General features: G+C 71.3%; 14 protein-coding genes and 1 pseudogene. 9 read left to right on the top strand and 6 right to left on the bottom strand.

Annotation, left to right across the window (positions count from 1 at the left end; all coding sequences use genetic code 11):
* Window positions 1-245, top strand: a pseudogene (locus tag MHW47_RS25580) (DUF721 domain-containing protein); the annotation flags it as partial.
* An 8-nt stretch (window positions 246-253) separates the two neighbouring features.
* On the opposite strand, the gene MHW47_RS25575 reads toward MHW47_RS25580, so the two are convergent.
* Together MHW47_RS25575 and MHW47_RS25570 are read right to left on the bottom strand one after the other, a co-directional pair.
* Window positions 254-694, bottom strand: a complete 441-nt coding sequence (locus tag MHW47_RS25575) for a hypothetical protein (protein ID WP_239226122.1) — start codon at window positions 692-694, stop codon at window positions 254-256.
* 96 nt (window positions 695-790) lie between these two features.
* Window positions 791-1093: a hypothetical protein gene (locus MHW47_RS25570; RefSeq protein ID WP_239226121.1), complete on the bottom strand. Its 303-nt coding sequence runs from the start codon at window positions 1091-1093 to the stop codon at window positions 791-793.
* A gap of 253 nt (window positions 1094-1346) precedes the next feature.
* Between MHW47_RS25570 and MHW47_RS25565 the strand changes: the two genes are divergently transcribed.
* The 6 genes from MHW47_RS25565 (at window position 1347) to MHW47_RS25540 (ending at window position 5474) form a co-directional block, all read left to right on the top strand.
* Window positions 1347-3458, top strand: a complete 2112-nt coding sequence (locus MHW47_RS25565; protein ID WP_239226120.1) for a helix-turn-helix transcriptional regulator — start codon at window positions 1347-1349, stop codon at window positions 3456-3458.
* 4 nt (window positions 3459-3462) lie between these two features.
* Window positions 3463-3684, top strand: a complete 222-nt coding sequence (locus MHW47_RS25560) for a hypothetical protein (protein ID WP_239226119.1) — start codon at window positions 3463-3465, stop codon at window positions 3682-3684.
* Between the two features lie 3 nt (window positions 3685-3687).
* Window positions 3688-4245: an XRE family transcriptional regulator gene (locus tag MHW47_RS25555; RefSeq protein ID WP_239226118.1), complete on the top strand. Its 558-nt coding sequence runs from the start codon at window positions 3688-3690 to the stop codon at window positions 4243-4245.
* 14 nt (window positions 4246-4259) lie between these two features.
* The gene (locus tag MHW47_RS25550) at window positions 4260-4829 is read left to right on the top strand and encodes a hypothetical protein (RefSeq protein ID WP_239226117.1); all 570 of its coding nucleotides are present in this window, start codon (window positions 4260-4262) and stop codon (window positions 4827-4829) included.
* A gap of 76 nt (window positions 4830-4905) precedes the next feature.
* A complete protein-coding gene (locus MHW47_RS25545) occupies window positions 4906-5217 on the top strand; it encodes a DUF6247 family protein (RefSeq protein ID WP_239226123.1) in 312 nt (103 codons plus the stop codon).
* Complete coding sequence (locus tag MHW47_RS25540) at window positions 5214-5474, top strand: hypothetical protein (RefSeq protein WP_239226116.1); 261 nt, start codon at window positions 5214-5216, stop codon at window positions 5472-5474. The genes MHW47_RS25545 and MHW47_RS25540 overlap by 4 nt, the downstream gene beginning before the upstream one ends.
* Window positions 5475-5588: 114 nt before the next feature.
* Here the strand turns inward: MHW47_RS25540 and MHW47_RS25535 are convergent, their stop codons facing one another.
* Window positions 5589-6077: a hypothetical protein gene (locus tag MHW47_RS25535; protein WP_239226115.1), complete on the bottom strand. Its 489-nt coding sequence runs from the start codon at window positions 6075-6077 to the stop codon at window positions 5589-5591.
* A 182-nt stretch (window positions 6078-6259) separates the two neighbouring features.
* Here MHW47_RS25535 and MHW47_RS25530 point away from each other — a divergent pair, with 182 nt between their 5' ends.
* A complete protein-coding gene (locus MHW47_RS25530) occupies window positions 6260-6961 on the top strand; it encodes a hypothetical protein (RefSeq protein ID WP_239226114.1) in 702 nt (233 codons plus the stop codon).
* Window positions 6962-6977: 16 nt separating this feature from the next.
* Here the strand turns inward: MHW47_RS25530 and MHW47_RS25525 are convergent, their stop codons facing one another.
* Entirely contained in the window at window positions 6978-7388 is a 411-nt protein-coding gene (locus MHW47_RS25525; RefSeq protein ID WP_239226113.1) for a hypothetical protein, read from the bottom strand.
* 44 nt (window positions 7389-7432) lie between these two features.
* On the opposite strand from MHW47_RS25525, the gene MHW47_RS25520 reads away from it, so the two are divergent.
* The gene (locus MHW47_RS25520; protein WP_239226112.1) at window positions 7433-8284 is read left to right on the top strand and encodes a hypothetical protein; all 852 of its coding nucleotides are present in this window, start codon (window positions 7433-7435) and stop codon (window positions 8282-8284) included.
* Between the two features lie 267 nt (window positions 8285-8551).
* Here the strand turns inward: MHW47_RS25520 and MHW47_RS25515 are convergent, their stop codons facing one another.
* Both MHW47_RS25515 and MHW47_RS25510 read right to left on the bottom strand, forming a co-directional pair.
* On the bottom strand, window positions 8552-9025 hold the full coding sequence (locus MHW47_RS25515; RefSeq protein ID WP_018569528.1) for a helix-turn-helix domain-containing protein: 474 nt from the start codon (window positions 9023-9025) through the stop codon (window positions 8552-8554).
* Entirely contained in the window at window positions 9022-9579 is a 558-nt protein-coding gene (locus MHW47_RS25510) for a replication/maintenance protein RepL (RefSeq protein ID WP_239226111.1), read from the bottom strand. Before MHW47_RS25510 ends, MHW47_RS25515 begins: the two co-directional genes overlap by 4 nt.
* Between the last annotated feature and the right edge of the window lie 1124 nt (window positions 9580-10703).

The following is a 10703-nucleotide window of genomic DNA, read 5'->3' as shown; positions in this document are numbered from 1 at the left end:
CGTCGCGGGTGGACCCCGCCATCGCGGACGCGGTGGAGCGGCAGACCGCCGCGATGCGGGAACTGTCGCGCCGGGCCTTCCCCGAACCCGACGTCGCCCCGGAGGATGCGCCGGCCCCGATCGAGCAGGCCCGCGTCCAGCGCCGCCGCCAGGCCGCGGCGACCGAGGCCGCCGCGCTGCGCCGGGCCCGTGCGGAGAAGGCCGGGCAGCGGATCGAGCCGCGTCGCCTGGAGCAGACGGCGTGATCGGCGGGTCAGGCGCTGGTCTCGGGCTGCGCGGTGTCCTCGCCGGTCTGGGGCACGGCCTGGTCGTCGGTGAACCACAGGGCGCGCCCGAGGAAGTACAGGGCGACCATCCCGGCGTAGATGAACGCGCCCCAGCCGAAGACCAGCAGGAAGAGGTTCGCGTCGCCACGCGGGGCGCTGTAAGCGACGCCCTGCCCGGTGGTGAACAGCCACGGGAACCACGCGGAGCGGACGAAGCCCGGGTCGGCGTACCGGCCGTCGCCCCGGCGCCACGACATCAGCGGGACCGACGCGAAGCCGACACTGGCCAGGCAGTACATGAAGGCGAAGAAGTCGTTGGCGATGAACTCGTGCCCGTTGGCGATCCCGAGGTAGGCGACCCCGGGCAGGAAGAGCACGGCCGCTGCTCCGAAGCCCAGCACCTCACCGCGGTCTCGAACCTTCGCCACGCTCTCCCCCTACTGTCGACGTCTCACCCGGCACCGTACCGGCCGCGCCCAGCCCGATCCGCCGATCGCCGGGGAGGGCCAGGAGGCCGGGGCCGGCTATTCGCGGCGCGCGAGTTCCTCGGCGGTGGGCACGTGCCGGGTGACGTACGGCTGGCCGCTGTAGTCCACGGTGATGGTGTGCCGCAGGACGTCGTCGTCGGCGTCGTAGAAGACGTGCTCGATCTCCAGGCAGACCCGGTCGGTGGAGATTCCGAAGTCGCGGGCCTCCTGGTCGTTCACCTGCCGGGCCCGGGTGCCGGTGACCATCCGCACCGTGCCGGGCGGTGCGCCCGGCGGTGGCTCGACAGCGCCCAGTTGTGCTCGCCCCGGCCCGCCCCATGTGTTGCCCTGGTCCGCCATGGTCGCCACCGTACCGAGCACGCCGGTCCGGCAGGGGCGCTCTTCGGCAACTTGGCCGCGCCCTGTGAGTCTCACACGGCATTTCCCCAGGTAGATGCGGTGCGGTGTGTGCCTGTGAGCTGTGAGGCAGGGCCTGCGCCTGCCGCCTGACGGCGTCCACAACCCACCCTCTCGAACAATCCAAACGGGTTAAAAAAGTGGGTTAAAGACTAGGGTAAACAGTGCTAGGGTGGGGGCACGAAAGGAGATCCACATGGCATCCGAAGAGGAGCTGTTCGCGAACATCGACGCCCTGTTGGAGGAGGAGCCGCAGCTCCCGCCCCCGGCGGAGCGCGCCCGGCTGCGGGAGGCCGCCGGCATCACCCAGGCCCGCCTCGCGCAGGCCCTGAAGTCGACCGTGCAGACGGTGAAGAACTACGAAAACGGGCGGAGCGAGCCGAAGTCGCCGCGCCTGGAGGCGTACCAGCGGCTGCTGAACGGGTGGGCCGCGAAGTACCCCGCGCACGCCGTGCCCGCCGCCGCTCCGGCCCCCGCGCCGCAGCCCACCCCGGTGCCGCAGACGTTCACCGCCGTGCCCACCGTTGAGACGGACCTCGCCGAACCCGACGCTCCCGCTGCTCAGCCGGTGCGTCCCGCCGCCCGTCCGGCGACGTCGCGCCGTCCGGCCGCGAAGAAGGCCGCCAAGGCCGCGCTGGACCCGCGCTTCCCGCACGGTCCGCTCGCCGTCCTGGACGGCGACGGCTCCGCGTACGGCGTCAACGGCATCGTCCTGGACTGCCCGGCGACCACCGTCCCGCAACTGGTGGAGTGGACGCTGCGCGAGTCCGGTCTCGGCTCGCCCAAGCTCCACCGCAACGGCAAGGACGGCGACCCGCTGATCGTGCTCACCGCGGCCGCCGCCGTGAAGCTCGGACTGCCCGAGCGCCTGGAAGGCCACGAGCAGCGCCGCTCCCTGCGCCTGCCCGAGGACCACCCGGTCGTCAAGCAGGTCCTCAAGGCGCGGTGGCAGCTCACCCAGCGCGGGTTCGGCCCGTGGGCACGGATCTACCGCAAGGCCACCGGCAACCAGCGCCAGTGCGTGCAGCTCGCCGTTCTGTCGTGGGACGCGCTCGATGCCCGCTCCTGGCCCGGCGTCAGCGAGATGGAGCCGGCCGACATCGCCCGGGTCCTCGGGGTGTACGCGACCCGGGTCATCACCCCGCGCGGCAGCACCGCCGTCTCCGGCCTGGAGCTGATGACCGCGCTGCGCCCGCCGACCCGCGCCGTGCAGGACCGCGAGACCGGCAACTGGGTCTCCGGCCACAACCCCGGCAGCCTCGGCACGCAGCCGATGGACCCGGCGCCGCCGGAGGCCACCCCCGAGCACCCCGTGGTCGTGAACTCGGGCTGGACGGGCGGCTTCCTGGATGAGGAGGCGTACCAGTGGGTGCGCGACGTCGACCTGCTGTCCGATGAGGAGTGCATGCTCCCCTACGCGGTCGGCCTCGACCTCAACACCGCGTTCCTCGCGGCCGCGGCCCGCCTGGTGGTCGGCATGTCCGAGCCGGAGTACGTGCAGCACCCGGAGTTCGACAAGCGGATCCCCGGCAGCTGGTTCGTGGACCTCTCCGGCATCGAGCTGGACCCGCGCCTGCCCTCGCCGTTCACGCCGTCCGGGAAGCGCCCGACCGGCCCGGCCTGGTACCAGACGCACACCGTCGCCTACGCCCAGGAGCTCGGCTACAACGTCGCCCCCATCGAGGCGTACCTGCGCCGCGAGACCGGCGCCTACCTCGACCCGTGGCACGACCGGCTCAAGAACGCCTACGTCGACACTCTCGCCGACCTCGGCGTCACCAAGGACCTGTCCGACCGTGAGTTCATCGCGGCGATGGAGCACCACAAGCAGAAGGACCCCGCCCTGGCGGCCGTCCTCTCTGCGATCAAGGCCACGGTCAAGGGCGGCGTCGGCAAGCTCCGCGAGCGCCCCCAGGGCAAGTCCTACAAGGAGGGCGAGCGGTGGCCGGCCCTGGAGCGACCGACCTGGCGCCCCGACATCCGCGCCGCCGTCATCAGCAAGGCGCGGGTCAACATGCACCGCAAGCTCCGCAACATGGCGGACATGACCGGCCTCTACCCGCTCGCGGTGCTGTCCGACTGCGTCGTCTACCCGAGCCCCGGCACCTCCCCGCTCGACTTCCTCCCCTACGCGGCATCCGGCAAGCCGCAGCCGGGTGGCTTCCGGCTCGGGCCCACCCCGGGCCTGGCCAAGGTCGAAGGCGTCCAGGAGATGGCGTGGGCGGTCGACCTGATGGAGAAGGGCCTCAACCCCGCCCGCCACGTCAAGGGCGACGGCCACGACGCCGTCTTCGACGAGGGCGAGTAGGGCTGTGGCCACCGACACCTCCGTCCCGTCGCTGGAGGCCGGGGCGGAGCTGGAGCGGACGTTGGACCGCCTGGAGGCGCGCATGGAGGCTCTGCAGTTCTCCCTGCGCGCCCGCCGGGCCTCGCCGCGGTTCGAACTGTGGCGGCATGACCTGCGCGAGACGCGCGAGACCTGGTTCCGGCTCGTCGACCCCGACGGCCAGGACCTCACCCCCGAAGGGAGTTGAACCGTGGCGGGAGAGATCGAGGACGCCATCGAGCGGGCCGACCGGGAAGCGTTCACCCGGGAGCCGCCCAAGACGCTCAAGGGCCAGATCGGCTACCTGCTCAAGCAGCTCGGCAGCGCCAAGGCCGTCGCCCAGGAGCTCGGTGTCACCCCCGACTCCGTCAACCGCTACCGGCGCGGCGCCCGCAAGCACGCCCGCGCCGACGTCGCCGCGAAGATCGACGACGCGGTGAAGTCCCGCTGGCAGCCCCAGGTGCGCAAGCGCCGGCGCAAGCAGGCCGCCGCCTCCGGGATCACGGTGGAGACCCGAGCCCGGTTCGGCTACGAATCCTCCGCCGGATCGACCGACGACGGCCGCTTCCGCCGCCTCACCGTGCGTCTCCCCGCCGCGTACGCGCAGCGCCTGTTCGACGCCCGCGACACCGGTGCCAGCGACCAGGTAATGCGTGGGATCATCGCTGAAGGGTTTAAGGAAGTGTATTTCCAGGACGGTGGCGGTCGCGCTATGGGACTGTCGGACGTGGCAATCAATGACATTGATTACCTGGACCTGGATTACTGAATAGGAGCGAATGCATGACTGCTGAATTCCCGCCCATCGACCGCGACAAGAGCCCGCTGCTCGACGCCGACCACGACCCGGTCCGCGTCGCCGAAGCGCTGCGCCGCAGCCCGCACTTCGCCGCTGCGGACGCCGACCCCGGCGGCGACACGGTGTGGTTCACCACCGAGGCCGGCATCAACTACACGCTGACCTTCAAGCCCCCGGAGCCCACCGACGACGACCTGCTCCTCGAGCCGATTTTCACCCAGGCCGTCGCCGCCGCGATCCTCAACCACCCCGGCTTCGTCGTCGCCGACGCGGACTACCCCCGTGAGGACACCATCACCATCCAGTCCCGCAACCAGGTGCGCCACCTCCTGGTCCTGGACGTCGACCGCGGCAACGCCCTCGCACCGGAGGACCTGTCCACCCCGGCCTTCGACGTCGCCCTCGCCGCCGACAAGCTGCTTGCCAGCGACCCGAGCGACTCCGAGCGCGCCACGGCCGAACTCCTCAACTACGTGGCCGCCACCTGGGATAAGCAGGACCACCCGCTGCGCGAGCACGCCCAGGCCGTCGCCCGCACCCTCCGCACCCAGTAGGAGGGATCACCGCATGTCCGCTTCCACGGCGACCCGGCGCGCGTACCGTGAGGTGACGACCCGCCGGGAGGACCAGATGAGCGCGCAGCCCGACCACGCACCCGTCACGCCGTACGCCCCCGCACCCGGGGCACCGGCCGAACTCCTCGCCCAGCTGCGCGCCGACCGGCGCGCCGACACCTGGGTGCCGGCCTTCGAGCGGGAGTGGGCGGCGGCGCTGGAGGAGTCTCGCCGGACGTTCTCCCTCGCCGGGCTGTACGAGGTCGTCCAGGACTGGCAGGGCCGACTCGCCCACGCCCCGGCGGTCGATGCCTTCGTCGCCTCCGGTTACGACGACAGCGAGGCCATCGACATGGCGGAGCTGCGGGGAAGGCGAAGGCGCCGGTGAGCGGACAGCCGTACGCGGTCCGTCTCTCCGCACCGGCCGCCAAGGTCCTCGACACCCTGCCCGAACACGTCGAAGACACCGTGTGGGACATCCTGGGCGCGGCCGCCGGCGACCCGTGGGGCTTCGGCCAGTGGAACGCGGACGACCTCGAGGGCGAGGACGTGCGCTACGCGGCCGTCGGCCAGCTCTCCCTCACCTACTGGGTGAACCGGCCGCTGCGCCGCTTGACGGTCCTGAACATCGTCTGGCTCGGGTAGCCATCCCCTGTGACAACGGCCCGACCCCGGCATTGCAGCTGCCGGGGTCGGGCCGTTTCCGATCGTAGCCACGGCCGTATCCATCCCGGCGGCGACGCGTAGCCGCCCGGGGAATCACCAGCGGCCGCGGGACCGTTCCGCACCGAGCTGGACCTCACGTCGGCACTCGCGGCAGTCCGGCAAGCCGCTCACGCGCCGGCCCTCCCCCTCCGCCCACCTGAAGCCGCACAGCGACATGCACGGATCTTCTGCGGGGTCGGTGGCGTGCGAGCCGTGACCCGGCACGTTCCACGTAACCGTCGTGCCGCCCTCGTAGGGAGCGCCCTCCGGCCACTCGTACACGGCCTCGGTGGTCGTGCAGCGCATCCGGAGGTCGGGCCCCTCCCAGCGGGCGCCCCGCCGGGCTTCGGTCGCGGCGTCGACGGCGTCGGCCAGGCGCTCGAAGGACAGGTCGTAGTCCTCCATGTGACGCCAGCTGCCCGGCTCCTGCTTCCGCATCAGCTCACGGAACTCCAGCAGCAGCCGCTCCAGGTCGTGCCGCCCGACCCGCAGGGTGTCGGTCGCGTCGTCGTACGCGTCGTCGGGGGTGATCTTCACGGGCATCGAGCTGCTCCTTGTCCACGCACGCTGGTGGGCCCGAGTGTGCCGGGAACTCGCGGGCCGGGTGGCCGTATCCGCTGGTTGCCACCCGGGCGGCAACGCGTATCCACGCGCAGTAGTCACCCGTTGCCGTAGTGCCGGGTAGCGTGCCAGGGACTGATCGGGTCCTGGGGTGGGGAGTGGCGATGCGGTTTGCACGGTTCGATGAGAACGGCCCGCTGACGACGATCGAGCTGGGAGCGCTGCGGTCGTTGAACGCGGCGTTCTTGACCGCGCGGTACGAGTTGCAGTCGGCGAGCGCGCTCTGGGACCGGCTCCAGAGCGGCGGTGACGTGGCCGACATGCACGAGGCGAACACGACGTTCCCGTTCTACGGGCAGGCCGTCCAGGAGATCGCGAGCGGCGCGGCCGCGTACGAGCGGCACGTGGCGCTGACCGCCTGGCGGTACACGGCCGCGGCTGTCGTCCTGGGCGTCACCGTTCTGCAGCGCGTCGCGGAGGCGAAGCCGCCCCTGACGGCCAAGACGGTGGAGGAGCTGTGCCAGGAGCCGACCCTGGGCCGCCTGCGCGAGGCGCTGTCGGTGCCGGTGGCCGACCTCCTGCCCGAGCGCCCGCACCACAGCGTCATCCCGAACGAACGCGAGGACACCGCGCGGCGCTGGGCCAAGGTGCGCGACGGCGTCGACGACGCGATGGACCTGGTCCTGGAGATCGCCGCCGACGAGGAAGAGGACCACCCCCGGACTAAGGACGAAGCCGCCGGCTGCCTGCTGACCGAGCACTGCCCGCCCCACACCGACCCGGTGTACCACGGCGTCCTGGAGCCGCTGTTCAGGCTGGCGGAGGAAGTCCCGTTCGACATCGACCGCATCATCAGGAGCAGCTGACCCCCGGCGCCACAGCTCAGGCCGGCGGCGCCGCTCCAGGCAGCTCGCCGGAGAAGGCCCACCACTGCTGGATGGTCCACACGGCGACACTGGAGCGGTCGGTGGACATCCTCAGCCACACCTCCTCGCCGCCGGGCATGAGCGCCACCTCCAGGTGCGGGTCGTCCCACGTGCCCATCGGGTACATCCACTCGATGCCGTCGGGCCAGGTCCGCATCGCCACCGTGCGCACGCTCAGCGCCGCAGCGAAGGCGTCCAGCGCGGCCTTGGGTATCCGCACCTCCGCCGGCTCCCGCTCGATCCCCGCCACTCCGGCTCCCCTTCCTGCGGCGAGACGCGACAGCTCCCCGCGCGCCACAGCGTGCCAGACCTCGGCGGCGGCAGGTGTCACGCGCAGCCCCCAGCCTGTGAGGTCTATGAGGCTCACAGGCTGTTTCCCCAGGTGGGCGGGGTGATCTGTGAGCCTGTGAGGTGGAGCTCGCGCCCGTGCTCCCGCACGCCCTGGTGGTGCCCGCCGGCGCGGAGGACGATGGAGTTGTGGGCGAGGACACCGAGGACCAGGAGCACGGCGTCGAACCGGCGCGGCCGCCGCTGAGCGAGGCCCGCGCCCGGGAGATGACGGCCGGGCTGCGGGAGGCGATGGACGACGTCCGGCGCTCCGTGGCGGTGCTCGCCGCCCGGGTCCGCGACGCGCACGCCGCCCGCGTCTGGCTCCCCCTGGGGCACAGCACCTGGGAGTCGTACTGCCGGGCGGAGTTCGGCATCAGCCGCGCGCAGGCGTACCGGCTCCTCGATGTCGCTCGCGCGCTCACCGCGATCCACGGCGCGGTCGCCGCTGGCCCCGGCCTGTCCCGCACGCGAGACACCGACCCCGGCGCCGCGGCCGCGCTCGACTACGGCCTGTCCCAGCGGGCCCTGATCGCCGTCTCCGGCCGTACGGACGCCGTCGCGGAGATCATCACCCGCCGACTCGCCGCGCTCGCCCACAGCGGCCTCCAGGCCCTCGATGGCCCCACGGTGCGCGCCGTGGTCCGCCAGGCCGTGCGCGACGTCCGCACCGCGCCGCCCCCGGCGCCCATCGAACCGCCAGTGGACCCCGCCGTCGCCGCGCTGCGCGCCGTCGTCGACGACCTGGCCACCTGCTCGCACCAGCTCGGGGAGCTGATGCTCGAAGTCGCCCCCGCGTACCTGTCCGACACCGAGGCCGCCGACGTCCTGGCGCTCCTGTGCGACGAGATCGGGGAGACGGTCGAGAACGGACTCGCTGCCCGCCGCTATGCCCTGACCGGGGACCGCCGCGCCCTGGCCGGGACGGTGCTGTAGTCGCTGCTGCTCGTGGTCCTGGTCGTCCTCGTGGTCTGCTGCCCGACGGGTTCCGGGGGGGCAGCGCAGCATTTGCCTGGGCCAGGCGGGACAAGGGTGCTGCTCGTACAGCAGGCCAGAAGATCTATGCACCGGTTGCATGCAGCACGGCGCGGGACAGCGCGCTGCGGGGGCCGGCCATCGCGCTGCTGCGGGACGGCCGGGAACGACGACGGCGCCCTCCCGGTGGGGTGGGCGCCGTGGCGGTGGCGGGGCAGGAGCTGCGGATCATCCGGCCAGTCGCAGGGTGGGCGGTGCGTCGGGCAGCGGGGCGTCCTCGCCGCCGTCGGGGTCCGGGTCGAAGTCCGTCCCGATGCGGGCGTCCCGGGCGCGCGGCGGGCGGATGTCACCGGTCGGGAAGTTCAGCGGCCACACGAACGTGTCGGGGGCCTTGAGGTGGTTGACCATGTGGCTCAGCGACTCGTAGCCGGCCAGCAGCGGGTGGATGAGGACCTCGCCGCGGCGCTGCCGCTCGCTGATGATGCCCTTGTCGCGCAGCTGGCTGATGGCCCGGGAGACCACGGACTGGGTCAGCCCGAGGCGCTCGGCTAGCTCCTGCTGGCGGATCTTGACCAGGCCGCCCGGCTCCTGGCGGGAGGTGAGCACGTCGAAGACGTCGCGGGCCGTGGGGGACAGGCAGGCGTTCGGCAGGACCTCGAAGATCTCCGGGTTGTGGAAACCAGGGATGGAAGCGGAGCTCATCGCGTGGCCTCGTTCCTCACAGTCGGGATGGTGATCTCGTGGGCGACCAGGGTCTTCTTGAGCGACTTCACCAGGCGCAGCTGCTTCTCGCTGCCCCACCGGTAAGCGTAGAGCGGGTTGAGGCGGTACACCCCGCGCCGTTCCCGCCAGGTGAAGTTGTGGTGGCTCAGCTGGCTGACGGCGCGGGAGATCTTCGACTGGGAGCAGCCGTACTTCTTCGCCAGGCCGCTCTGGGTCATCTCCACTAGGCCCTGCTGGTCGTGGTGGGTCTTGAGGTAGTCCAGGACGTTGCGCGACATCGAGCTCAGGTCGAACTTCCACAGGTTGTCCTCGATCACCTGGGACATGCTCAAGTGCCCCTTGCCGTAGAAGACGTACGGCTTGACCGGGTCCTTCGTCGTGAAGGTGCCGCCCCGCTTGGCCAGCCTGTCCAGGCTCTTCACCAGCTGCTGGGCCGACTCCATGCCGTTGACGGCATCGGCGGGCGGCGGGACGGGGGCCAGCCGCGACGCGGTCGCCGGCGCCTCCGCGCTGCGCCTCAAGGGCTGGGCCACGGGCTCTCCTTCTCCATGATCGTTGAGGCTGCATAACATAGCAGATCTGCGATGTTATGCAGGAGATCTATGCACGCGGCGGGCGTGTCCCTGGACAGGAACGATCTATTCACCTACGTGCATGCAACTCGCCTCCGCTGGGCGTGATCCATTCACTCAGGCTGCATATATCTCGCGCGTTTCCGCAGGTCAGAAGCTTGCGCCTATCTGATCTTTAGAGGCGCGCCCCCTACGGCCCGCGCTGCGCCCCTCCAGCCGCTCCATGCAGCAGCGAGGATGCGGCCGGGCGGGGAAGGCCGCGAATCCATCCGCCGGCGCCCGCCAGCTGCTGCGCCTCGGTGCCCGGACGGGGCTGAGGCGGCTTCGCGTGCGGCTCCGTGGGCCGGGTGCGGACCGTAGGCGGCACCAGCGGAGCTGCGTCTCGGGTTGTACCGGCCGTGACGCTCAAAAGCATGGAGGCGTGGCCGGTGCCGGTGGCGGGTTCCGCCGTGCGGCCTGGCGGCCGAACGGCTCGCGTACCTCCGCACGCCGAATTCTGGCATTCCCATATCGGGCTTCCGTTCTGTGGCTAGGCTATCCAGGGCCGCGTAATTCGAATTCATGCGGTGAGTTTATGGCCGGGGTCAGGGGTGGCGCGGCTGGAGCCCAAACGCTACACAGCGCCTGTCCGTGATGCATCATTCTGGCAGCGCGTTCCCTCTCCAGGGTGATTCGTGACGTAAACAGTCCCGCTGTAGCCGGTTGCCGTGTATGCTGGCGGGGTGTTGGTGAACGTGAACGGCCGGTTTCGAGGGTGGGGGAGGGGTTCGGGTGAAGCGCAGCGGAGCCCGTCACTGCGGTGGGGCCGGCACTCCGTCAGGCCGATGGTCCGTCACCTCCGTTGCGGGGGTAGTGGCTGGGATTCCCAAGCCCTACACAGGCCCGCGCGTGATGCACCTTCCCCCGTAGCCAGCCCGGGTGATCGCGCTTGCGCGGTCGCCTCCAATTCGCGCTTGCGCGAATTGCATTCCGTTCGGAATTCCGCTTGCGGAATTCCATTCCCGCGCTTGCGCGGGAATCCGAATTGCGCTTGCGCAATTCGCGCTCTATGCCCCGGCTTGCCGGGGCATACCCCGCTCCGCGGG

The sequence above is a fragment of the Streptomyces sp. OfavH-34-F genome (assembly GCF_022347745.1).
Taxonomy (GTDB): Bacteria; Actinomycetota; Actinomycetes; order Streptomycetales; family Streptomycetaceae; genus Streptomyces.
This window is presented reverse-complemented; position numbering and strand designations above follow the sequence as displayed.